Origin of the sequence: Synechococcus sp. BIOS-U3-1 (genome assembly GCF_014279975.1) — a bacterium.
Classification (GTDB): domain Bacteria; phylum Cyanobacteriota; class Cyanobacteriia; order PCC-6307; family Cyanobiaceae; genus Synechococcus_C.
This window is the reverse complement of the sequence record NZ_CP047936.1, coordinates 1975292-1998349: the sequence shown is the minus strand read 5'-3', so window position 1 is coordinate 1998349 and position 23058 is coordinate 1975292. Positions and strand designations below refer to the sequence as shown.

Genomic DNA, 23058 nt, shown 5'->3' with positions numbered 1-23058 from the left:
GACCTCAGGAGAGGGGCGCAACGGGTGTGGGGGCAGGTTCGGGCTCAATCTCTTCCCCGTTTTGGGGCACACCGCGTAGCGTCAGATTGATACGGCCGCGGTTGTCGATCTCGCGGACGCGAACGGTGACCTCGTCACCCACCTTCACCACGTCCTCCACCTTCTCGACCCGAGCTTCTGACAGCTGGGAGATGTGGATCATGCCCTCTTTGCCAGGAAGGATCTCCACAAAGGCGCCGATCGGAATGATGCGGGTAATAGAACCACTGAACACCTCGCCCTCATTCACCTTGCGGGTGAGACCTTCGATGATTTTCTGAGCTTCATCAGCCGCCGCTCCGTCATGGGACGCGATGGTGACAATGCCGCTGTCTTCGATGTCGATCTTGGTGTTGGTGCGTTCGGTGATTCCCTTGATGGTGCGGCCACCCGGACCGATCACGGTGCCGATCAGTTCCGGGTCGATGCGGAAGCTGAGCAGGCGCGGGGCATGGGGTGACATGCCATCACGGGGGGCATCAATCGCTTCCAGCATCTTTTCGAGGATGTGGAGACGGGCAGGACGGGCCTGATTGATCGCCTCGGCAATGGTCTTGATCTCCAGGCCGGTGATCTTCATGTCCATCTGCAGGGCAGTGATGCCCTTGTCGGTACCCGCCACTTTGAAATCCATGTCACCAAGGAAGTCCTCGATGCCCTGAATGTCGGTGAGGATGCGAACTTCCTTGCCCTCTTTAATTAGACCCATGGCGGCGCCGCTGACGGGTGCTTTCAACGGCACACCGGCGTCCATCAGGGCAAGGGTGCTGCCGCACACTGAACCCATTGAGGTTGAGCCATTGGAGCTGAGAACCTCGCTCACTACCCTCACCACGTACGGGAAGGTGTCTTTTGCTGGCAGCACAGGCAAAATGGCGCGTTCTGCGAGCGCTCCATGGCCGATTTCTCGCCTGCCAGGGGACCGCATCGGCTTGGTCTCGGCAACCGAGTAAGGAGGGAAGTTGTAGTGATGGAGGTAGGTCTTCTCACTGTTGGGGTTGAGATCGTCCATCTCCTGGGCATCGCTGGGTGTGCCGAGGGTTGCGGTCGACAGCACTTGTGTGAGGCCGCGCTGGAACAGACCAGAGCCGTGAACTCGTTTGGGCAGCACGCCGGCCGCAGCGCTGATCGGACGCACTTGATCGAGAGTTCTGCCGTCAACACGTTTGCCGTCCTTCACGATCTGCTGTCGCATCAGCTTTTTCGTCAGAGCTTTGAAGCTGGTTGGCAGTGCTTTGCCGTTGCCTGAAACCAGCTCTCGAACGGGGTCTGTGTCTTTCAGACCAGCGATGGTTTCAGCGGTTTGATCACGGATCGCATCGAGCTTTTCGTCACGCTCGGCCTTGCTCTGATCGAACTGGCTGAGGACATCGCCAATCGATTTACTGCAAGCTTTCTCGAGATAAACCGGCAGTGTTGTGTCTGTGCTTGGAGCTTCAGGTTTGACCTGCTCGATTCCAGCTTCTTTGAGGATGGATTCCTGAGCCTTGATGAGCTCACAGACCGCCTCATATCCGAAGTCGATGGCTTCAATCACATCCCCTTCAGGAAGCTGGTTTGCACCTGCCTCAACCATCACCACACCATCGGGGGTACCAGCAACGACCAGGTCGAGGTCTCCCCGTTCGATCTCTCGGAAGCTGGGGTTGAGCACGAAGTCGTCGCCTAGTAGCCCAACCCTCACCGCTGCCATCGGGCCTTGGAAAGGGATGCCCGCCAACAGTGTCGCCATCGAGGCTCCAGTCACCGAAAGCACATCGGCAGGAACGCGCTCGTCGAGAGACATGCATGTGGCCACGATTTGGATGTCGTCTCTCATCCAGCTGGGAAAGAGAGGCCGCATCGGCCTGTCAATCAAACGGCAAATCAGTGTTGCTCGCTCGGGAGGTCTTCCCTCACGGCGCATGAAACTTCCTGGAATGCGCCCTGCTGCATAAAGGCGCTCTTCGTAGTCGCAGATGAGGGGAAGGAAATCGATGCCTTCGCGCCCTTTGGATCGGGTGGCTGTGACGAGCACCGAAGTGTCACCGCATTCGATCATCACCGAGCCACCGGCCTGGGGGGCATACCGCCCCGTGGTCAACCGAATCTCCCGACCGTCAAAGGAGATCGACTGTGTCTGACCTTGCACTGTTGTTTATGTCTTTCTGTCAATCTTTATTCTGGCACTTCACAGGATTGAAACGTCAATCCCACTGATTCCAATTCGATTCGGTGTGTGACATCCATCAAAAAAGGAGGTGTTCAAACACCTCCTCAACTGCATCAATTCTGAGCAGACTCTGGACAAATCACCAGCTGGACTTCACGACACCTGGGAGTTCGCCCTTGTGGGCGCGTTCACGAAGTTGATTGCGGCAGAGGCCGAAGTCGCGGTAAACCCCTCTGGGTTTACCTGTGGCCCAGCAGCGGTTGCGCATGCGTGTAGGGGCACTGTTGCGTGGTAGTGCCTGGATCTTGCGGTGGATCTCAAGCCGTTCCATGGGGCCATCCGCTGCGTTGAAGGCGGCCATCAGGGCAGTCCGCTTGGCTGAGAAGCGCTCAACCATTTTCTTGCGCTTCGCATCGCGGGCGATCATCGACTTCTTGGCCATGCAGCGAGTGAAAAGGAGCGGTTCAATGGGTAACCATACAGTTTCACTGGCCGATCAATTGACGCACCACAGGAAGTTGGCTGGTGTCACGCACGATCAGCAACACACTGAGGCCGAGGACTAACAGCAGACTGGACTGCATCACAGCCAGCTGAAAACGTTCCGGTAGTGGGCGTCCGCGTAGCCCCTCCAGCAGTAGAAACACCAGCTGACCGCCATCGAGCAGCGGCAGTGGCAATGCGTTGAGGACTGCCAGGTTGATGGAGATCAGCGCCAGAAAGAGCGCGAGACCCGACCCTCCCTGACTTGAGAGTTGTGCACCCATTTCCACAATCTTTACCGGGCCTGAGACCTGCTGAGCGGTGGCGCCGAAATTGGTGAATAAGCCTGCATAGCCCGAGACTGTTCGGCTGAACAGCCCGCTGAACTGTTGGCTGGACACGCTGACTGCTTCTAGCGGTGAGTGCACTGGTCGGGTGGAGCCGCTGATGACTTCCTGAAGCTGGGCGCCGATACGACCAACACCCTGCTGGTCGGCAGGCGTGAGCTGGAGAGGTGTGAGCACATCGTTGCGCAGCACCTGCAGCGTGAGCGGCAGGCCAGGGCTGTTGCGAATCGGATCCACCGCGGCCTGGACGGCCTGCTCTCCACGGCCAAGATCAATCGCATCGATTGACAGGATTCGATCGCCAGGTTTTAGCCCGGACAAAGCAGCCGGCTCACCTCCCTGCACGCTCATCACCATCACTCCTGGTCCTGCTTCCCCAGGGACTCCTGTGGTGGCGGTGTGTCCCACAAGAACCAACCAGGCCAGCAGCAGATTGGCGAGGACGCCAGCACTGATCACCAGCATCTGCTGTGGAATCGGCCGATTGCGCAGCAGATCCGGATCGTCTTTGGGAATGTCGCTCTCTTCGTCGTCTTCCGGGAATGAAACGAATCCACCTAGAGGGAGCAATCTCAGGGCGTAGGTCACACCCCCCTGCTCGGTTTTGAGCAGAGCTGGTCCAAAGCCCACAGAAAAGCCGTTGACACGAATGCCCTGCAGTCGTGCAGCCAGAAAATGGCCCGCTTCATGAATGACGATCAACAGCCCCAGAGCCAGCAGTGAGGCCAGAACGTTCATGGAACCCGTTTCAGTTCCTTCATTCTGGCTGGATTTTGTCCCCACCGAAGTAAGGCACCAGTGCCTTGGGCAACAAAACACTGCCATCCGACTGCTGACCGTTTTCCAGCAGAGCTGCCATGGTTCGGCCGATCGCCAGACCACTGCCATTGAGGGTGTGCACCAGCCGGGTCACTTTCCCTTCCTTGGTGCGGATCGAAGAACGCCGTGCCTGGAAATCATCGCAAACACTGCAACTAGAGATCTCCCGGTACGCACCGGCCCCTGCGAGCCACACTTCGAGGTCGTAAGTGCGCGACGCTGAAAAACCCAAATCACCCGTGCAGAGTTCCAGGACCCGGTAGGGGAGCTCAAGGGCCTGAAGAACCGCCTCCGCATCCGCTGTGATCTGCGAGTGGGCTTCTGCTGAGTGCTCGGGGTGCACGAACCAGTAGAGCTCCACTTTGTTGAATTGGTGCAAGCGGATCAGCCCTCGGGTGTCCCGGCCATAGCTTCCCGCTTCTCTACGAAAGCATGGGCTGTAAGCCACGTATTTCAGAGGCAGCTGATCGCCCGGAATGATTTCGTCGCGATGCAGAGAGGTGACGGGAACCTCCGCGGTGGGCGTCAGCCAGAGATCGTCCTCAGCGCAACGGAAGCTCTCTTCGGCAAACTTCGGCAGTTGCCCTGATCCTGTGAGACTGGCGCTGTTCACCAGCACAGGTGGCAGCACCTCTCGGTAGCCCTTGCTGCCATGAAGGTCGAGCATGAAGTTGATCAGAGCCCGTTCCAGGCGAGCGCCCTGACCAAACAAGGTCACGAATCGGCTCTGGGCAATGCGTACGGATCGTTCGCTGTCCAGCAGGCCAAGACGGTCAGCGATCGCCCAATGCTCTTCCAGGCCTTCTTGTTGGCGTGGGACGCCCCAACTGCGCACCTCGATGTTGTCGTTTTCATCCTTGCCATCAGGGCTGTCTGCCGATGGAAGGTTGGGAAGCATGAGCAGCTGATCCTTCAAGCGTGAGGCGAGCTGCTTCTCCTCGTCCTCGAGAACGGAGACTTTCTGCTTGATGGCATTGCCCTGCTGACGTAGATCAGCGACTTCAGCCCCTTTCGGATCGGCTCCGGCTTTGATCTGTTGCCCCACCTCCTTGCCGATGCGGTTGCCCTCAGCTTGAAGAGTGCTGCGCTCTTGTTCGAGATTTCTTTGATGATGGGCGATCTGCTGAAGGGAGCTGAGGTCCACATCCAGTCCTCGGCGACCCAGCTGAGTAGCAATCAGCTCAGGGTTCTCTCGCACCAGACGCTGATCGAGCACAGGGGTTCGGATGATCGCGCCGGCAGCCTAGGCGTCCGTTGTCAGCGGTCTGACTGTTCTCAGAAAACCTGACCCACCATCACTGCTGCCACGGCTGAGAACAGCGTGATTCCCAGAGCTGTCACAGGGTTTTGGCCCTGAGCGACGGCCACCGTAGTGATCACCCCGGCTCCAAGGCAGGCAGCTGCCAATTGAGTGGTGATTTCGGAGGAACGGTTCAATTCCGGTCTTTCGCTGGTGCATGGAACCTACGGAGCCTGGCTGTGTTCGTCCCGGGTCGAAGGGGCGGATCGTTACGCCGCGTCAGGGTTCGTTACGGCTCGTAATGATGCGGGCCTGGCCCGCCCGGCACTGGCCCACTGCTTGAGGCTCTCCATCTGTTCCCTTGCTGTGCGCGATAAGGGAACAAGCTGCGATGCCGCCAGGATCATGTCGCTTTCGGTGAGTTCACGAATTTCGGCGAAGGCCAGATGCATCGCCTCAATCACCACTTGCTCCAATTCAGCTCCGGAGTAACCGTCAGTGCGATCAACCACAGTTGAAAGTGGCAAGTTGAGTCGAGGGCGCCGCCGCTGTAGGTGAAGGCTGAGGATGCTCAGTCGCTCATCTCTCGAAGGCAGATCCAGCAGGAAGATTTCATCAAAACGACCCTTGCGCAGCAGTTCTGCCGGTAAGCGCTCCACGCCGTTTGCAGTGGCCACCACAAACACTGCAGACCGTTTCTCGGCCATCCAGGTGAGCACGGTGGCCAGAACACGCTGGCTGGTGCCGCCGTCACTGCGGCTGTCATTGCCGAATCCCTTGTCGATTTCATCGATCCAGAGAACGCAGGGCGCCATCGCTTCCGCCCGCTGAATCATGTCGCGGGTTCTGGCTTCGCTGGCTCCAACCAGGCCGGAGAACAGGCGGCCCACATCAAGACGAAGAAGTGGCATCGACCAACTGTGGGCGATTGCTCGGGCTGTCAGTGACTTACCGGTGCCCTGCGGACCGACAAGGAGCACCCCCTTCGGCAGAGGAAGTCCAAAGCGGCGTGCATCGTCGTTGAAAGCCCTGTGTCGTTGATCAAGCCAGTGCTTGAGCGTTTCCAATCCGCCGATGTCGCCAGGCGTTGCATCCGTCGGGCAGAACTCCAGCACTTCGCTGCGGGCCAGGGAAAGTCGTTTCTCCTCCAGCACATCCACCAAGTCCTCGCGGCTGAGCGATCCACGCTGTGCGAGCGCTTTGGCGGCCACATGCCTCACCCTCGCTTCGCTCAGTCCACAGCAGGCATGGGTGAGTTCCTCGAGCACATCAGCCTCTAAAGCTCGACCGCTGGCTTTGGCGATGTTGGCGAGAAGTGTTCGCAGCTCCTGCTCCTGGGGCAAGGGCAGGTCCATCAGAGTGAGGGCTTCGTCCAGATCGGCGGGTGGCGTCCACTGCCCGCACGTCACAATCAGGGTGTGTGGTGTGGTTCGCAGTTGGCTGGCGAGGTTCCGCAACATGCGTGCAATTCCAGGGTCTTCACAGAACCGGTGCACATCTTTGAGCAGTAAAAGGGTCGGACTGGAAGGGGACCGCTCCTGAAGCCACTGCAGCACTGCCATTGGCTGTCGTGCTCCCAGCTGTTCCTGGCCCAGGGCGCCGCTAAGGCCTCCCACAAAATCCCAGCAGGTCAGGGTGCGATCGGGCAGCCGCTCCGAGGCCTGGCGTAGCAGCGTTTCCACTCGCTCTTCTTCATGGCTGCGGATCCAGATCAACGGTGTGCCCGATCGAATTAAAAGATCCAGTTGTGCGATCCAGTTTTCAGTCATGGTTCGTCCCGCTGCGTTGCATCGACGACTGCAGATCTTTCAGGGCCTGCCAGCGGGGGTCAGGTGTGGTCTCTTCGCGGGTTGGGGAAGCGTCTGATGGTTTCTGTGGCATCCCCGGGCAATGTTTTCCGCAGCGATTGACAACCGACATCTGCAGGCTCAGCTGTTCGAAAACCCAGCGCTCTGGCTCGAAGTCACCGCGTGGGTCGAGACACTCCATCAGTCCATCTGGCGAAGCCAAGTCGAGACCGGCTTCGGCGAGATGATCGTCGCTCGGTTCCTGGCCAAGCCAGATCAGTTCCTTGGAGATAGCGCTCAGCTGTTGGTTGAAGTGACCGAGGCAACGGTCGCAGCGCAGGCAGACGATGGTCTGCACCGACCCCTCAACCTCTAAAAGATTGCCTCGATGTTCCGCTCTGAGAGTGCCTCGAACGGGGGTGAGGCTGGGCATCTCATCGAGTTGACCTGCCACTGACCAGACCCTGAAGGTTCCCAGAGCTTGTAGCTCCCTGAGCGGTACCGGCTCAAGGCCGGGAATCATTTGTTGCCGCCCTTTGGCTCGAAAGGCAAGCGGCCCCCAGGGATTCCACCGGCTGCCGCAGGTGTGGGTTGCTGCTTGAGCTGTTCGTCCAGGATCGCCTGCAGATTGTCCGGTAATGCCTCACGGGTGAGCAGGAAGGTCTGCAGAGCCTGGAAGATATTGGCGATCACCATGTAGAGCAGAACGCCCGCCGGCAGAGGGAAGAACAGGAACATTCCTGTGATCATCACCGGTGTGATCTTGTTGGCTGTGGACTGCTGCTGATTAGCAGGCATGCCCATGCCCGACAGCAGTTGGGAAATGAACAGGCTCAGGCCAAAGGAGCCAACGAGGATGGCGATATCCCAGTTGACTGAACCGTCGGTGTAGAAGCCCACCTGTCCGAGAGCCTTGATGAACAGGAAACCACTGCGGGCTGCCAGGCCAGGGATCTTGCCTTCAACCGTTGCATCACCGGCAGCCAGCGCTGTGATTTCTCCTGTTTCGGAGACAGACACAATCGATTCGCCTTTGGTGACCGTCCAGGCAGGCAGGAAAGACTTGCCGTTCTCAACACCGTTTAGAACCTCCCCGAAAGCTTCTCCGCTCTTGGTTTGAAGCTGGATCTGAACGCTGTCACCAGTGCCGATCTTGGTGCCGCCGGGGAGGCTGGCGATCACAGGAACGTGATTGGTCTCAGTGACGAAGATCGAGTGGCTCGCGCTTGTAAATGGTTTGGGCTCAACCGCAGCGATCTGCTCGGAGGGCAGCACTTTGAGATTGAGGGTGTAAGGAACGTCTGCAAATGGTGAGCCTCGCAACGTGGCGAACAATGCGAACAGGATCGGCATCTGGACCAAGAGAGGCAGGCATCCCGCAAGGGGACTGCCGAACTCCTTCATCAATTTGCCCAGCTCTTCCTGCTGTTTTTGAGGATTGCTGGCGAAGCGAGACTTGATCTCAGCCTGACGTTTCTGCATCACAGGCTGGGCGATGCGCATGCGCCGTGCGCTGCGAATAGACCCTGCGCTCAGCGGGAAGAGAGCCAGGCGGATCACCACCGTGAGAGCCACGATCGCGAGCCCGTAGCTGGGAACCAATCCATAGAAGAAATCCAGGATCGGCAGCAGCAGATTGTCGGAGATGTAACCGATCACGATGGCGTTCCGATGGGCGGTGAAGGGTGATGCCAGTGTGCAACAGCGTCGAGGCCGTTGCGTTGGTGCGCAGTGTTAGGCAGCGAAGCCTTTGCTTGGAATGCTGTCACTGCTAGAGCCATTGGATTCGGATCTGCTCTTGATGCGTTCTTGGATGTAGGTCTCAACCTCCCGGAAGCGCGGCATCGAACGGAGCTCAAGCCTTGATCCATCTGTCAGCACGAGAACCATGTCGCCCCACGCTCCAAAACCACGGGGCACACAGCGCACCTCCCGGATCTGGCTGTAGACCACTTGGCTACGGTCCTTACCCATCCAGCCGCCGCTCACAGAGACTCTCCGACTGGTGATGCGGAAGCGCAACCAAAGGGCCCGTACAACGGCCGCCACGGTGAGTGGAAGGCCAAGCAAGGTGAAGGCCAAAAGGATATTGAAGATCAGATCACCCTTTGCGGGGCCTCCCTCGTAAAAGGTGTCTTCCTGAATGGAGCTGGTCATGGCTTCAGGCCCGCCTGTACAAGCAATCTGTCGCATTCTTCCAGTAAGTCGTGATCCTCTGTGGCTGCTCCAGGCTTCAAACTGACCAGAAGCCAGACGCTGGAGTGTTCTGGAGCATGTTCGAACTTTGAACGCAGATGATCGTGCAGGAGCCTCCGCAATCGATTTCTGATCACGGCGCGTTTGCTCACCTTGCTGCTGATCACCACAGCCACGCGGCAGGCCCGTGACCTTGGCCGGCTGTCGGATCCACCCGGAGTCGCTGGGCGTTTGAGCAGGGAGTGATGGGCTGAGGCCTTTCTCAGAACCATCAAAGTGCCGTGAAAGCGCTTGCCTTTCCGATGCAAATGATCAAAACAGCGATGGCCGCGCAGACGCATGGATGCCGGCAAGACCATCGCAGCAATTCGAGAGAATCAAGCGGACAGACGTGAGCGTCCGCGCTTGCGTCGACTACGAATGACTCGACGCCCTGTATGCGTGCGCATGCGCACCCTGAAACCGGAAACGCGCCTGCGCTTGCGACTTGTGCCTCCGAGAGTTCGTTTCGTCATGAGATTTTTCCGGCACCCGGCTTTTCGTCAAGGAGCGAGTTTATCAGCCAGGGTCAGTCGATATCCACAAGCCAGCTGCCGAGGTAGCCGGATACGGGAACGTCTCCGGGGGCCTGTGCCAGGGCATTGAATTGGAACATTCCCGCCTGGCTCGGATTGAAGACGTTCATCACGACGGCATAGGTGCCACCAGTTGGGATCGGTGTGTCGGGGAAGACCTCGATGGCTGTCTGCTTCTCATTTACTTCAAACACCGCTGGCAGCACTTCTTTGCACTTGCTTCTAGAGAGCATCCCGCCCATCGACATCTTGCAGAGCGTGAGATTTTTAGGACGGATGCGCGCGTTGAAATAGCTGGGCACCGTGATGCTCAGTTTGAGAATCGCGGTCTTGCGATCCTTCTTGCGCAGCATGAAGAAATATTCCGAGCGCTCGCGCCGGCGTTGGCTGGTCTGAACGAAGTAAAGCTTGCGATATCCAGACCCTGAGTCCCAGCGGAACTCCAGCAAGGACGGTGTGTTCTGAGCAATGGCGGGGGGTGTGGCGAGGGGCAATACAGCAGCTCCGCCGATGACTCCGCAACCGATCAGAGCTGCCAGTCCTGCGCTGCGACTGGGAGTGAGAGAACAACGTCGTTTCATCGTGATTCGGGAGCAGTCGGCGCTAATGCCGTGAGTCGTGACTGAATTGTCGTGAGAATCTCCCGAACGCGGTGCTTCGGGGGCCGGCGCCTGATCTGTCAGTTGTGACCAGATCGGTCCGGGCGCAGCCGTGATGCCCCCCTCAGGTAGGGATGCTGCAGCGGTTGATCGGAAGGAATCCAGGCATGAGCCAGAAGACGGATGCAACGCGCCAGGTCCCCCTGAACGGCCATCTGCTGCACATCCAGGAGGGCTACTCCCTCCCAGCCTGATCGGTGGCGCGCCGTCGCTGCTGGAAAGCTGGCGTCCAGATCGGCTGTCACGGAGAACGTCACGGAGACCAGCTGGTCTGGATTCAGAGCGTTCTGGTCCATCAGGGCGTCCACTAGCTCAGCAACAGCGTCATGGATGGCGTGTGCGCTGTTGTCAGCGCAGGTGGTCGCACCTCTTAGTCCTCGCAGCAGCCGAGGGGCTGTCATGGTCTGTGCATCCAGAGGGGCTGTCCGCTCAGTTCAAGTTCCGTGGTCAGCAACTGATCGAGTCTCAGCAGAAGGCTGGATCCAGGCAGGTTTTGTAGGAGGCGCTTGCGGGGTTTGCCGAGCGTTACAGGCCGGCAGCGCTCCTCATCTAGCTCGGCCAAACGTGCTGCCACTAATCGAGCCTGTTCCTCGTCCCCCAACTCATCAACAAGGCCTAGATCCTTGGCCTGAGCTCCACTGAACACTCGCCCATCGGCAAAGGTACGCACCGTGTTCTGATCCAGTCCTCGGCCCTCGGCAACGGCGGCGACGAACTGGTCGTAACTGCTGTCGATCAGGCTTTGGAGCAGCTCACGCTCTTCAGGGCTGAGGGCCCGATCAGGAGAAAGGATGTCTTTGTAGGCCCCGCTCTTGACGGTCTCGAAGCGAACACCGACTTTGGCCAGCAGTTCTGAGAGATTGTTGCCACGCAGGATCACACCGATCGAGCCGGTGATCGTTCCGGGGTTAGCCACGATTGAATCAGCTGCCACTCCGACATAGACACCGCCGGATGCGGAAATGTTGCCGAAGCTGGCGACCACCTTGCAGCCTTTTTCGCGTAGGCGTAGCAGCGCCGCATGGATTTCCTGGCTGTCACCGACCGTTCCTCCCGGGCTGTCGATGCGTAGCAGGAGTGCCGGGAACTCCCGCTCCTGTACCTCGCGAAGAGCCTTCAGCACTCTGAGTCGTGTCGAGCCACTGATCGCGCCCTCAATCACGATGCGCGCCATACGGCGTTTGGACTTGCGACGCCAAAGCCACCCCATGATCCTCAGTTCAACTCGCCGGATCTTAAAAAGGACCCTGTCCGCCTATTTCTATGACGACGCTGCAGCGCGGGCTGCTGATGGTGTTGCCCTTCGCTTTGTGGGGCACTGCAATGGCGGCAATGGCCCCATTAGTGGAGTCTGGTGGGGCTCCGCTTGTGGCGTGCCTGCGCTTGCTTCCCGCTGGCATCGTTCTGCTCATCGCTGTTCCTTTTTTAGGAAGATCGCTGACCGTTAACTCTGCTGATCGTGGCTGGTTTTTGCTGTTTACCGTCGTTGATGCGTTTCTTTTCCAGTTTTTTTTGGCCAAGGGACTGCAGGGCACTGGTGCCGGCCTCGGATCAGTTTTGATCGACTCGCAACCCCTGATCGTGGCTCTACTCGCACGCTGGCTGTTTGCGGAATCGATCAATCCGATCGGCTGGATCGGTCTTGTTGTTGGACTTTCCGGAATTGTCTGTCTGGGGGTTCCAGCGCCTCTCCTGCAGCACTGGTGGTTGCAGGCTGATCTGTCGGATCTGCAGGCTGGATGGCAGGACGGCACAGGCTGGATGCTGCTGGCGGCATTAGCGATGGCCCTAGGCACTGTCCTGTGTCGCTTCGCCTGCAGGAACAGTGATCCGGTGGCGGTGACCGGGTGGCACATGGTGCTGGGTGGAGTGCCTCTGCTCGCCTGGCATGGCCTTGATGCCAGTACGGCACTGATTCCACCCTGGTCGGCCCTCAACTGGGCACAAATGGCCTATGCATCGCTTTTGGGCAGCGCGCTTGCCTATTCCATTTTTTTCTGGTTTGCCAACCGGGAGGATCTCACCGGTTTCAGCACGCTTGGCTTCCTGACACCGGTGTTTGCGCTTGCCTCCGGGGGAGTGTTGCTGGGTGAACGCCTCGACAACCTGCAGTGGCTTGCGGTGCTTCTGGTGCTGATCTCAGTGCTTTTAGTGAGTCAGCGCCAGCGCATCTGGGAGCCTTGGTTTTCGGCCTCGATGCCGCGTCCTGGAGACCTGAAGGCATGACCGATCGTCCTTTGTCATTGGTGCTGGTCAGCACACCCGTCGGACAGCTCGGCAGCGGACGAGGAGGAGGGGTTGAGCTCACGCTTGCATCTCTGGTGAAGGGCCTAGCCCAGCGGGGTCATCGCCTGCACCTCGTGGCTCCGGAAGGTTCCTGCTCACCAGTGATCGATGAGCGCGTGACACTCCATACCGTCCCTGGGGTTGATCAGCCGAGTTGGCAGCATGCGGATCGGAATGAACCGATGCGGATTCCCAGGGATGCTGTGCTGCCTCGTCTCTGGGACCGGGCGCTGGAACTGGCCAGCGATGTTGATGCCCTGCTCAATTTTGGATACGACTGGCTGCCGCTATGGCTTACCCCCCATGTGGCACCAAACATTTTTCACCTCGTGAGTATGGGGTCCGTGTCTGCGGTGATGGATAGTGCCGTGGCTGATCTGGCCCGTTGGGATCAGCGACGCCTTGCGTTTCACACCCGTCGTCAGTCGGACGACTTCGCTCTCGTTGATCCCCCTGATGTGGTGGGAAACGGTTTCGATCTCTCTCGTTATGAGCTGCAGCTCATCACCGATGGTCCCCTGGGTTGGGCCGGACGAGTTGCTCCCGAAAAGGGGCTTGAGGATGCGGCGTTGGTTGCGGCTCAGCTAGGCGAGACGCTGCGTGTCTGGGGGCTGGTGGAGGACGATGCCTATGCCAGGCGTGTCGAGAGTGCAGTGCCCGCAGGAACGATTGAGTGGTGTGGCTTCAAGCCCACCGATGAGCTGCAGCGCGAGCTTGGCGGTTGCAGAGCGCTGCTCAACACGCCGAAGTGGAATGAGGCTTACGGCAATGTTGTGGTTGAGGCCTTGGCCTGTGGTGTGCCGGTGATCGCTTATGACCGCGGAGGCCCAGGAGAAATTATTCAGGACGGCGAAACCGGTTGGCTGGTTGCTCCCGATGATTGGGAAGCCCTCGCAAAAGCAACACTTCAGGCGTCGGCCATCGATCGTTTGGCCTGCCGTCGCTGGGTTGAGCGCTGCGCGAGTCAGGAAGGTTTGGCAGCCCGGGTCGAAGCCTGGATCCGTAGGGGCCTGTTACCTGTGAATGGCACCATCTCCTGATGACAGCGGATTCATCAGCCCAGATTCCTTCCATCGTTCTGCCAACCGCTCGGCAGCGAAGGCGTGGAATGCTGCTCATCCTCGTACTGGCATTGGCGATCTTCTGTTGGCAGCTCGGCAGCACAGGTCTCGTTGATGAAACGCCGCCTTTATTCGCGGCATCTGGCCGTGCCATGGCGGAGACCGGTGACTGGCTCACGCCTCGGGTGAACGGGTTGCCCCGGTTCGATAAACCACCACTGGTGTATTGGTTGATGGGCCTGGGATATGCCCTGCCAGCAGGGACTTTTTGGGATCCACTCGGCACATGGGCGGCCCGCCTGCCCTCGGCCCTGGCTTCGGTGCTGACCATGCTCGCTCTCGGGGACACCCTGCTGCGGTACCCATTGCAGGGCGATTCGTTTCCCCGTCGGACGGCCATCGCCTCAGCGCTCGCTTTTGCCCTGTCTCCACTGGTGCTGATCTGGAGCAGGACCGCTGTCAGTGATTCGCTGCTCACTGGGACGCTCGCTCTCAGCTTGCTCTGTCAATGGCGCTGCTACGCGAGTGGATCGGGTCGGCGTTGGTGGTTGGCCTGGATCGTTCTGGCCTTCGCCGTGCTGACCAAAGGCCCTGTAGCGGTTGTTCTTACAGGCATCACCCTGATGCTGTTCGCCTTGATTCGCCGGGATCTTTCAGGTCTGTGGGCGTCTCTGAGGCCTTTGCAAGGACTTCTGATCACAGGCCTGATCAGTCTTCCCTGGTATGCAGCCGAGCTGCTGGTGGAAGGTCAGCCCTTCTGGGACAGCTTTTTCGGATATCACAATCTTCAACGCCTCACCAGTGTTGTGAACGACCATCTGCAGCCCTGGTGGTTTTTCGGACCTGTCCTGGTGGTGGCGTCATTCCCATTTACCCCGCTGCTCCTATTTGGTCTGGGAAAGCTGATTGCCGATTTCTCAAGGGGCGCTTCGATGCGGCGCATTCCTAATCGCGACAGCCTGAACCATTTCGCCGGCTGCTGGCTGCTGGCGGTGTTCTTGCTCTTCACCGCAGCGGCAACCAAGTTGCCTAGCTACTGGCTACCCGCCACACCGGCTGCTGCCTTGGTGATCGCCTCGACAGCCCTTCCCCCGTCTCTTCAGCAACGCAAGGGTTTGCTGGTTGCCTGGTGCTCAACCGCTTTATGCACGGCGATCCTGGCGGCTGGCTTGCTGGCATCACCTCTCTGGATTCCTCTGATTCAGGATCCGGAGATGCCCACCCTGCCGGCCGAACTGATGGCCAGTGGGTTGGTGATCAGGGCTGCGGTGTGTTTCATCGTTGCCGTCTTGCTTGGAACCAGGTTTTTTTGGGGCGCTGTGCCTGGACGCCTGCTGGCCTGGCAGGGACCGATGGTGCTGTTTCAGCTGATTGCACTCGTGCCAATGATCCAGCTGGGGGATCGGGTACGTCAGCTGCCGGTACGGGAGGTTGCAAAACAAGTTGTGGAGCAGCGCCGTCCTGGGGAACCCCTGGCGATGATCGGTGTGCTCAAGCCTTCCCTTCACTTCTACACAGGTCAAGTAGTGGTTTATGAGGGGCAATCGCGGTGGGCTCTTGTCAACCTGTCGGATCGTTTGAGCTCTGAGCGGCGTCGAGGTTTTAAGGGGGTTCCGCGCACAAGTCTGGGAGCCTCTCCTTCAGTACTGGTTGTCATTGACAAACTCACTGCTGCCAAGCAGCACTGGCAAGGACTCAATCCGCAGCGACTTTCAAGCGAAGGGATCTACGAGTTATGGAGGCTTGATCGATCCCAGCTTGATCAGCGTGCAGCGGATCTCCAAGCTGACAAGTTCCTGCCAAGTTGGCGAGTTCCGCGACCTGAGCGTTATTGATCGCGATGATCCGGTGCCGACAGCTCGCTTAGCTGGATTCGGCGGCAAAAGCTGCAATGTCCCCACTCCGCCATCTCTCCCATTGGAGAGGGCGTTCCACATCGTGGACATGCCGCGATGCCATGAACATCAATGCGACTCGGGTGTCGTTTCCACTCCTCGAGCGGATCTCCGAGCACCTCACGCGGAGCAGGATGGTGTTGTTGAATCCGCAGATCGCGCACAGGATGGCCTGCTGCACGGATGGCTGCGAGCAACTGAGGTTTGCTGTACTGCAAGGCCTGGCGCCATTGGGGATGGCTGGCTCCCACGGTCAACATTCCGCTTCGCAGCGACAGCGGTTGGCAATGGCTGGAGAGAGGATCGCCCGCCAGTTTTGGCCAGTCCTGCCAAAGCGCAGCCAGTGAACCTTCCTGTCTCCAACTGCTTTTGAGAGCCTCCAGGCATCCACTGAGTGGCTGAACGGGTGCGGGTTCAGGTGGCATCAGCACCTCACCCTTACCAAAGCGGCGCCGCTGCGATTTGGGGGCCCGACCCATGGCAAATGCCGAGTTTGAATCGACCTTAGGCAGGCACTGTTGATTTGCTCGCTACCCTCAAGCTGCTGCTCGCCCCGTTCCATGGGTTTCTTCGACCGGCTCAGCCGACTGCTGCGCGCCAACGTCAACGATCTCGTGAGTAAGGCCGAGGATCCGGTCAAGATTCTCGACCAGTCCGTGGCGGACATGCAGGAGGATCTTGTGAAGCTGCGCCAGGCGGTCGCCATGGCGATCGCCAGTCAGAAGCGCCTTCGCAATCAGGCGGATCAAGCGGAATCGCAGGCCCGTACTTGGTACGAACGGGCAGAGCTTGCTCTTAAGAAGAACGAAGAGGATTTGGCCCGAGAGGCTCTCACTCGGCGAAAGACATTCCAGGAGACTTCCACGTCTCTGGCCAAGCAGGTGCAAGGGCAGGACGCTCAGGTGGAAACCCTCAAAAAGAGTCTTGTGGCACTCGAGGGCAAAATTGCCGAGGCGCGCACCAAGAAGGACATGCTCAAGGCCAGGGCCCAGGCGGCTAAGGCTCAGCAGCAGCTTCAGAGCGCGGTGGGGAACATGGGTAGCAATTCCGCCATGGCCGCTTTTGAGCGAATGGAGGACAAAGTTCAGGCAATGGAAGCCAGCAGTCAGGCCGCGGCGGAACTAGCAGGAGCCGATCTGGAGAGCCAGTTCGCAGCCCTGGAGGGTGGAGATGATGTTGATGATGATCTTGCTGCCCTTCGTCAGCAACTTGCGGGAGGTCCCGAAGCCGTTGCGCTGCCAGCAGCTGATCAGGGCAAGGGTGAAGCTGTTCAACCTGTGAAAGTGTCTGAGGTCGACAACGACCTCGAGGAGCTTCGCCGATCCATTGACAAGATCTGATCCTCATCTGTGATCACCCGACCTCAACCGCAGACTCCTCTGGATGATCACCTCTGATCGCCTCGCAAGGCTTGGCAGCGGTGTCTTTGATCGCAATGATCGGCGCAAATCCGCTTATGTGGAGAGCGAACGGCAGACGCATCAGTCTCTGATCGACCTGTCACTCGGCTCCACTGATTTGGCGCCACCGATAGCTGCCGTGGAAGCCATGGCCGAGGTGCTTCAGCATCCCACCAGCGCCTCGTACTGTCTCCATGCCGGCACCCAACCGTTCAGGCGTGCTGCTGCCGCATGGTGTCGGCAACGATTTGGTGTTCAAGTGGATGCTGAGACCGAAGTGCTCCTGCTGGTGGGGTCGCAAGAAGGTACAGCTCATCTGCCCCTTGCCGTTCTGAACCCTGGGGATTCAGCTCTGATCCTTGACCCCTCCTACCCCTCTCATCGGGGTGGCTTGGAACTAGCGGATGCCGATATTCACACTCTTCCACTGACTGCTGAGCGGAATTGGACTCCCGACTTCGATGCGCTTTCCGCAGACCAATGGCAGCAGTTGCGTCTGATGGTGCTCGGTTTTCCTCATAACCCCACCGCCCGCACTGGAGAGCAGGCCTGGCTTGATGAGGCCATGCACCGTTCGGTTCAACATGATCTGGTGCTGGCCCACGACAACCCGTATGTGGATCTCGCGCTGGAGGGTGATGCCCCGTCCCTGCTGTGCTGCCCCCACTGGCGTGAGCGGGGAATCGAATTCTTTTCTCTGTCCAAGGGATGGTGTCTCGGTGGATTCCGGCTGGCATTTGCGGTGGGGGCTGCTCCGTTGATCAAGGCATTGCGTCAGCTGAAAGGTGTCGTTGATTTCAACCAGTGCCAGGGCCTTCAGCGGGGCGCGGTGGTGGCGCTGGATCAACATGCCGACTGGCCTTCACGTCTTCTTCCCGTCTATCGCCAACGCCGCGACCGCATGCGTCAGGCCTTGGCTGATCTTGGCTGGACCGTGCCGATGCCTTCGATGGCTCTCTATCTCTGGATGCCTATTCCGGAATGGGCGAGTGCTAGGGGGTGGAGCGACGAACAACTTGCGGCTGAGCTGCTGCTGCATTGCGGTGTGGCGCTGACCCCTGGATCCGGTTTCGGTGATGCGGGGCGTGACTGGTTGCGACTGGCTCTTGTCCGTCCGGTTGAGGATCTGGAGACTGCTGTCGCTCGCCTGTATCCCTGGTGGGAGCAGCACCATTGACCACTGGGCGAGCGGGCCGGGGGAGATTGCTGCATGATCTGCGTCGCGATGGTCATGACTCCTGGTGGCTGAGACGTTTAGGCGTCTGTGCCAGCACCGAGACCGAGTTGTCTGAATGGCTGATGCAGCAGCCCTGGTGTGGCCACCATCCACGTGCTGTCTTGGCTGACCGTCAGATTCGTGGTCATGGCCAGTACGGACGCCGCTGGGTGGCACCGATGGGCGGCGTCTGGCTGAGTGCGGCTCTTCCCTGGCCTCAGCAGCAATGCTCAACGGGGTTGTTCGGTCTCACCGTGGCTCTTGCCCTGGCGGAGCAGGTCGAGTCCACTGGTCTGCAGGTCTCCATCAAATGGCCCAATGATCTGATGATTGAGTCCCGCAAGCTGGCCGGTGTGTTGCCCACCCTGGTCTTCCGAGGCAGTCGGGTCCGTTTGGCGAAAATTGGAGTCGGGCTGAATGTGAATAATCCGGTGCCCCCTGGCGCGGTATCCCTGCGGGAACTGCTGTCTTCAGGTCGATGCAGGCTGAGGGGCTGGCAAGGTGCGGTGCTGCGTGCACTCGATCGCGCTCGAGAGTTGGCGCTTGAGCCCAATATGGTGGTCTGTCAAGCCGAGCAGCGTCTCTGGGCTTCATCGGTGGTTGATCCTGGCTCAGGAGAGTCCTGGCAGGTGCGAGGCATCGGCATCGACGGACGTCTGCTTCTGGAGCAGGGGACCCGGAGAACCAGCTGGACCCGTTGGGCAGACAGTCCAGGCCAGGATCTCTAGAGTCTCGCTCGATGAGACTGTCTTGATCCGTTGGTTCTGCGTTGGCTTGCTGCCTCGGTCCTGCTGTCCATCCCTGCCCTGCAGGGGCCAGTGAACCCGCCTGAGCTCAAGCCGCTTCCGCCACCGCTCACCTTTGATCGTTCGCTGGAGTCCTTGGAGCGAAACCGGGTGATCACGCCCCGTGAGCGGCGAGAGCTTGAAACCGGAGAACAGGCACGTCCGATTGATGTTCCCGCGTTCCAGCAGGCTTGCCGAAGCGGTGCTTTATCACGGCAGGAATGCAGCAGTGGCGTTGCAGTGCGCCGGCGCAGTTCCCGTCTTCAACCTCGCGTTGTGTGGAAGGGTCGTGATGCAACTCTCACAGGGTTGTCCAGGCGCGGTCTTGATGGCACACCGCTTCCTCCGATTTCCGTTCCGGTGAAGGCTCTGCTGGCAGGCTCCGCCGCTACGTTTCGTCTAGAGACGGTGTTTGCTGTGTCGCCTCGCCCCGCGTCGATCTCTGGCAACGGTGATCGCAAGCTGTTGTTTCCGATCATCGGTTCAGCCATCACCACCAGTGGCTTCGGATGGCGGATCCATCCGATCATCGGGCGATGGCTGTTGCATGCCGGTAAGGACCTGGCCGCCCCTGAAGGGACCCCGGTGGTTGCTGCGTTGTCAGGAACCGTGCTGAGCAGTGGTCTGGCAGGTGGTTACGGCATTGCTGTGGAGTTGGATCATGATCAGCCCAAACGCCGGACCCTGTACGGACATCTTTCAGAGATTTACGTGAAGTCCGGCCAGAGGGTTCGCCAGGGTGAAGTGATTGGCCGTGTCGGGAGTACGGGCCTGAGTACCGGACCTCATCTGCATTTTGAGCTGCGCAAACCTGAAGGCAGCGGCTGGGTGGCTGTTGATCCTGGCGATCTGGACCTCAATCCGCTCACCGCCTCGGGTGCAGACGCTGTGTCGCTGCTTGTGGGGCAGCTGATGACCAGTCTGGAACGTTCTCAGGATTCATGACATCTGAGGCTGACGCTCTTCCCTCAGGATGAAACCCACACCTCTCACGGTGTGGATTAGGGCAGGACGTTCGCTCGATTCAATTTTCTGGCGTAAGTAGCGGATATAGACATCGAGCAGATTGTCATCGCCGTAAAAGTCTTCACCCCAGACTCCACGCATGATTGCGTCGCGTTCGAGCACTTTTCCCTGACCACGCATCAGGAAGAGGAGTAATTCGAATTCCTTCACGGACAGCTGTATCAACTGGCCTGAACGACTTACATCCCGAGTACTGGTATTCATCACCAGATCTCCGACTTGGAGCGTTTCAGGATGCTGTCCGTCGCCAGTCGCTGCGGAGAATGTGCTGGCACGTCTTTGCATGGCCCGCAGTCGTGCCATCAATTCCTCAATTGAAAAAGGCTTGACCAGGTAATCGTCTACTCCCGCATCCAGGGCCGTCACCCGATCAGCGACGTCGTCGTGGCCAGTGAGCATCAGGATCGGTGTGGTGATGGCGCTGCTGCGGATTCGCTGGCAAATGTCCACACCACTGAAATCTGGAAGATTCCAATCCAGAACAATCAGGTCTGGAGATGGTTCCGTACGGGCTCGGATTAGGCCTGTGGCTCCATCTGAGGCCACATCCACCTCATACCCCTCAACCTCCAGTTCCATCTTGAGGAGTTCTGTGAGGCGAGCCTCGTCATCCACTAACAGGAGTCTGGTCTTCGGAGTGGCTGAGGAGACCATGCAATCCAGTTCACCCAAGAACCAGATTAATCAGACCGCTCAGGTCGGCTTGAAATCGTGGGTGCCACCGTCCCAGCGTTCCACGCGTCCGTCTCGGAAATGGGCCACTCGTTCGGCACGTGCCGCCACATCATCCTCATGGGTAACAAGAACCAGCGTGATGCCCTGGTCGTGCAGGGCATCAAACAGATTCAACACGTCATCCGTGGTGCGTGAATCGAGGGCACCGGTGGGTTCATCAGCCAGGAGAAGGGCAGGCTGGTTGATGATGGCTCTTGCAATGGCGACTCTCTGCTGTTGACCGCCGGACAGCTGATTGGGCTTGTTCTGCATCCTTTCTCCAAGCCCCACGCGGTCCAGCGCTTCTCTGGCCTTGTCTCGTCTCTGCTGGGGTGAGAGCCCTGCATAGATCATCGGCAACATGACGTTTTCGAGAGCCGTTGCGTGGGGCAGCAGATGGAATTGCTGAAACACGAAACCAAGCTGCTGATTGCGCAGATCTGCTAGAGCGTCATCATCGAGATCCTCCACCGCATTCCCATTGAGGTGATAAGAGCCGCTACTGGGGCGGTCGAGGCAGCCCAGAATGTTCATCGCGGTGCTTTTGCCGGAGCCGCTGGCCCCCATGACGGCGAGATAGTCGCCTTTGCGCACGGTCAGATCAAGCTGATCAAGCGCTCTCACAAGGCCAGCTCCGCTCCCATAGATCTTGTCGACAGCTCGCAACTCAGCGACTGGAGAACGTTGACCTCTGGCTCTGTCAGCCAAGAGTGGCTCCGGAGGCATTGGCGATCGCCTGTTGCAGGATTGGCGTTCCAGCCACCGCATCACTGGCCCACTGGAAGAGAGGATTGGAAAGGATTCCACCAACAGCTGTAACGACTACACAAGTCACGAGAGCGACGCGGAGTGGGGGCAGGCCCAGGGTGTTCCACTGGATCGGTGGATAGGCCTTCACTGCATCAGAGGCTTCCTGGGGCTCCTTGACCACCATCATCTTGATCACTCCGATGTAGTAGTAAATCGACACCACTGAGGTGATCAGTCCCACAACCACCAGCAGATACTGGTGATCTGCCCAGCCCGCAAAGAAGAGGTAGATCTTGCCAAAGAACCCGAGCATCGGTGGGATGCCACCGAGAGACAGCAGGCAGAGACTGAGCCCAAGTGTGATTAGAGGATCCTTCTGATAAAGGCCGGCGTAATCGGAGATTCGATCACTACCGGTGCGTATCGAGAACAGGATGATGCAGGCAAATGCCCCCATGTTCATGAACAGGTAGGCGGCCATGTAGAGGACCATGGCGGCGAAACCGTCTTCGGTGCCGCAAACCAGGCCGATCATGACGAAACCGGCTTGGCCAATGGAGCTGTAGGCCAGCATCCGCTTCATTGAGGTCTGGGCGAGCGCAACAACATTGCCGAGGGTCATGCTGAGCACCGCGAGAACGGTGAACAGCAGTTTCCATTGCGTGTCGAAACTGGCGAAGCAGCCCACAAGAATGCGTAGAGCCAACGCGAAACCGGCGGCTTTCGAACCGACTGACAGGAAGGCGACGACTGGCGTTGGAGAACCCTCGTAGACGTCTGGTGTCCACTGGTGAAAGGGCACTGCTGCAATTTTGAACGCCACGGTTGCCAGCACGAACACCAGCGCCAGAGCTGCGAGGGGGGTGGGACTGGTCAGCAGTGACTGCCCGATCGCCTCAAGGCTGGTGGAGCCGCTGAGTCCGTAGAGCAGTGAGGAGCCGTAGAGAAAGACCGCAGCTGCGGCGGAACCCACGAGTAAATATTTCAGTGCTGCTTCTGAGCTGCGTGCATCGCGTTTCATGTAGCCGGAGAGCAGATAACTCGCGACTGAGAGCGTTTCCAGTGAAACGAAAATGCTCACCAAATCGGTGGCACCACAGAGCAACATGCCTCCAAGCGTTGCCGCCAGCAGGATCGCGGCGTACTCACCAACAGGTGTTCCTCCCTGTTCGGCATACCTCCAGCTGATCAGCAAGGACAGCAACGTTGAGCTGGCCACGACGGCTCGGAAAGCAATGGCCAGGTGATCGGAGAGGAATGCGCCCAAGAAGGACGGTTCCAAGGGAGCATTCCACTGCAGGGCAAGCAGCACAAGGGCTGTCCCCAGGCCTGCGTAACAAATGGGTGGAACCCAGCGCACGGAGACCTTTTCACCGGCTAGATCAACCAGCAGGGTGGCCAGCATCGCCAGTAGCACTGCGCCTTCCGGGGCAATAGCACCGGCGTTCAGCGCAAGATTGAGCAGATCACCCGGCGCTGCCAATGGCTGGGTGTCGAGAAGCAAGGCACCCATCTCGGGCATGGCGCGCGCAGGGCAAAGCGGTTCGGGCGACTTTAGCTGCGCCTCCGTTCTTCCTTGAGGCATCACTCGTATTCGCTGCAACTTGAGCGGCGGTGCGATAAAGAAG

25 protein-coding genes are annotated in these 23058 nt (G+C 59.0%); 7 read left to right on the top strand and 18 right to left on the bottom strand.

Features of this window, described 5'->3' with window-relative positions; all coding sequences use genetic code 11:
- Positions 1-4: 4 nt before the first annotated feature.
- From SynBIOSU31_RS10925 to sppA, 14 genes are all read right to left on the bottom strand, one after another.
- Positions 5-2170: a polyribonucleotide nucleotidyltransferase gene (locus SynBIOSU31_RS10925; protein WP_186489968.1), complete on the bottom strand. Its 2166-nt coding sequence runs from the start codon at positions 2168-2170 to the stop codon at positions 5-7.
- 160 nt (positions 2171-2330) lie between these two features.
- A complete protein-coding gene (gene rpsN / locus SynBIOSU31_RS10920) occupies positions 2331-2633 on the bottom strand; it encodes a 30S ribosomal protein S14 (RefSeq protein ID WP_186489966.1) in 303 nt (100 codons plus the stop codon).
- Positions 2634-2676: 43 nt separating this feature from the next.
- Positions 2677-3759: a M50 family metallopeptidase gene (locus SynBIOSU31_RS10915; protein WP_186489959.1), complete on the bottom strand. Its 1083-nt coding sequence runs from the start codon at positions 3757-3759 to the stop codon at positions 2677-2679.
- A gap of 19 nt (positions 3760-3778) precedes the next feature.
- Complete coding sequence (serS, locus tag SynBIOSU31_RS10910) at positions 3779-5056, bottom strand: serine--tRNA ligase (RefSeq protein WP_186489957.1); 1278 nt, start codon at positions 5054-5056, stop codon at positions 3779-3781.
- A gap of 59 nt (positions 5057-5115) precedes the next feature.
- Positions 5116-5277 carry a hypothetical protein gene (locus SynBIOSU31_RS10905; RefSeq protein ID WP_186489955.1) on the bottom strand — a complete coding sequence of 54 codons (162 nt, stop codon included), beginning with the start codon at positions 5275-5277 and terminating at the stop codon, positions 5116-5118.
- 72 nt (positions 5278-5349) lie between these two features.
- Entirely contained in the window at positions 5350-6849 is a 1500-nt protein-coding gene (locus SynBIOSU31_RS10900; RefSeq protein WP_186489953.1) for an AAA family ATPase, read from the bottom strand.
- Positions 6842-7390 carry a YceD family protein gene (locus tag SynBIOSU31_RS10895; RefSeq protein ID WP_186489947.1) on the bottom strand — a complete coding sequence of 183 codons (549 nt, stop codon included), beginning with the start codon at positions 7388-7390 and terminating at the stop codon, positions 6842-6844. Before SynBIOSU31_RS10895 ends, SynBIOSU31_RS10900 begins: the two co-directional genes overlap by 8 nt.
- Positions 7387-8526 (bottom strand): membrane protein insertase YidC, encoded by a 1140-nt coding sequence (yidC, locus tag SynBIOSU31_RS10890; protein WP_186489946.1) that lies wholly within the window; start codon positions 8524-8526, stop codon positions 7387-7389. Before yidC ends, SynBIOSU31_RS10895 begins: the two co-directional genes overlap by 4 nt.
- Before the next feature lie 75 nt (positions 8527-8601).
- Positions 8602-9024, bottom strand: coding sequence for a PH domain-containing protein (locus SynBIOSU31_RS10885; protein WP_186489945.1), 423 nt, complete (start codon positions 9022-9024; stop codon positions 8602-8604).
- Positions 9021-9422 (bottom strand): ribonuclease P protein component, encoded by a 402-nt coding sequence (locus tag SynBIOSU31_RS10880; protein WP_186489944.1) that lies wholly within the window; start codon positions 9420-9422, stop codon positions 9021-9023. Before SynBIOSU31_RS10880 ends, SynBIOSU31_RS10885 begins: the two co-directional genes overlap by 4 nt.
- 18 nt (positions 9423-9440) lie before the next feature.
- Positions 9441-9578, bottom strand: coding sequence for a 50S ribosomal protein L34 (gene rpmH, locus SynBIOSU31_RS10875; RefSeq protein ID WP_186489943.1), 138 nt, complete (start codon positions 9576-9578; stop codon positions 9441-9443).
- A gap of 53 nt (positions 9579-9631) precedes the next feature.
- The gene (locus SynBIOSU31_RS10870; protein WP_186489939.1) at positions 9632-10219 is read right to left on the bottom strand and encodes a DUF2808 domain-containing protein; all 588 of its coding nucleotides are present in this window, start codon (positions 10217-10219) and stop codon (positions 9632-9634) included.
- A gap of 98 nt (positions 10220-10317) precedes the next feature.
- Complete coding sequence (aroH, locus tag SynBIOSU31_RS10865; RefSeq protein ID WP_186489938.1) at positions 10318-10698, bottom strand: chorismate mutase; 381 nt, start codon at positions 10696-10698, stop codon at positions 10318-10320.
- Entirely contained in the window at positions 10695-11507 is an 813-nt protein-coding gene (sppA, locus tag SynBIOSU31_RS10860; protein WP_186489937.1) for a signal peptide peptidase SppA, read from the bottom strand. The genes aroH and sppA overlap by 4 nt, the downstream gene beginning before the upstream one ends.
- 53 nt (positions 11508-11560) lie before the next feature.
- Here sppA and SynBIOSU31_RS10855 point away from each other — a divergent pair, with 53 nt between their 5' ends.
- The 3 genes from SynBIOSU31_RS10855 to SynBIOSU31_RS10845 are packed head-to-tail and all read left to right on the top strand — an operon-like array spanning position 11561 to position 15479.
- Positions 11561-12523 (top strand): DMT family transporter, encoded by a 963-nt coding sequence (locus SynBIOSU31_RS10855; RefSeq protein ID WP_186489933.1) that lies wholly within the window; start codon positions 11561-11563, stop codon positions 12521-12523.
- Positions 12520-13623, top strand: a complete 1104-nt coding sequence (locus tag SynBIOSU31_RS10850; RefSeq protein ID WP_186492997.1) for a glycosyltransferase family 4 protein — start codon at positions 12520-12522, stop codon at positions 13621-13623. The genes SynBIOSU31_RS10855 and SynBIOSU31_RS10850 overlap by 4 nt, the downstream gene beginning before the upstream one ends.
- On the top strand, positions 13623-15479 hold the full coding sequence (locus SynBIOSU31_RS10845) for an ArnT family glycosyltransferase (protein WP_186489932.1): 1857 nt from the start codon (positions 13623-13625) through the stop codon (positions 15477-15479). Before SynBIOSU31_RS10850 ends, SynBIOSU31_RS10845 begins: the two co-directional genes overlap by 1 nt.
- Here SynBIOSU31_RS10845 and SynBIOSU31_RS10840 read toward each other — a convergent pair.
- Positions 15473-16018 (bottom strand): DUF721 domain-containing protein, encoded by a 546-nt coding sequence (locus SynBIOSU31_RS10840; RefSeq protein WP_186489931.1) that lies wholly within the window; start codon positions 16016-16018, stop codon positions 15473-15475. The genes SynBIOSU31_RS10845 and SynBIOSU31_RS10840 overlap by 7 nt on opposite strands.
- 81 nt (positions 16019-16099) lie before the next feature.
- Between SynBIOSU31_RS10840 and SynBIOSU31_RS10835 the strand changes: the two genes are divergently transcribed.
- From SynBIOSU31_RS10835 to SynBIOSU31_RS10820, 4 genes are read left to right on the top strand one after another with little or no spacing between them, the layout of a single operon-like run.
- Positions 16100-16879, top strand: a complete 780-nt coding sequence (locus SynBIOSU31_RS10835; RefSeq protein ID WP_186489930.1) for a PspA/IM30 family protein — start codon at positions 16100-16102, stop codon at positions 16877-16879.
- Positions 16880-16922: 43 nt separating this feature from the next.
- Positions 16923-18116 (top strand): aminotransferase class I/II-fold pyridoxal phosphate-dependent enzyme, encoded by a 1194-nt coding sequence (locus SynBIOSU31_RS10830; protein WP_186489929.1) that lies wholly within the window; start codon positions 16923-16925, stop codon positions 18114-18116.
- The gene (locus SynBIOSU31_RS10825) at positions 18113-18883 is read left to right on the top strand and encodes a biotin--[acetyl-CoA-carboxylase] ligase (protein ID WP_186489922.1); all 771 of its coding nucleotides are present in this window, start codon (positions 18113-18115) and stop codon (positions 18881-18883) included. Before SynBIOSU31_RS10830 ends, SynBIOSU31_RS10825 begins: the two co-directional genes overlap by 4 nt.
- Before the next feature lie 30 nt (positions 18884-18913).
- A complete protein-coding gene (locus SynBIOSU31_RS10820) occupies positions 18914-19885 on the top strand; it encodes a M23 family metallopeptidase (RefSeq protein WP_186489921.1) in 972 nt (323 codons plus the stop codon).
- Here the strand turns inward: SynBIOSU31_RS10820 and SynBIOSU31_RS10815 are convergent.
- The 3 genes from SynBIOSU31_RS10815 to SynBIOSU31_RS10805 are packed head-to-tail and all read right to left on the bottom strand — an operon-like array spanning position 19880 to position 22952.
- The gene (locus SynBIOSU31_RS10815; protein WP_186489920.1) at positions 19880-20620 is read right to left on the bottom strand and encodes a response regulator transcription factor; all 741 of its coding nucleotides are present in this window, start codon (positions 20618-20620) and stop codon (positions 19880-19882) included. The two genes, SynBIOSU31_RS10820 and SynBIOSU31_RS10815, sit on opposite strands and share 6 nt — an antisense overlap.
- A 39-nt stretch (positions 20621-20659) precedes the next feature.
- Complete coding sequence (locus SynBIOSU31_RS10810) at positions 20660-21406, bottom strand: ABC transporter ATP-binding protein (RefSeq protein ID WP_186489919.1); 747 nt, start codon at positions 21404-21406, stop codon at positions 20660-20662.
- Entirely contained in the window at positions 21381-22952 is a 1572-nt protein-coding gene (locus SynBIOSU31_RS10805) for an NAD(P)H-quinone oxidoreductase subunit N (RefSeq protein ID WP_186492996.1), read from the bottom strand. Before SynBIOSU31_RS10805 ends, SynBIOSU31_RS10810 begins: the two co-directional genes overlap by 26 nt.
- Positions 22953-23058 lie beyond the last annotated feature (106 nt).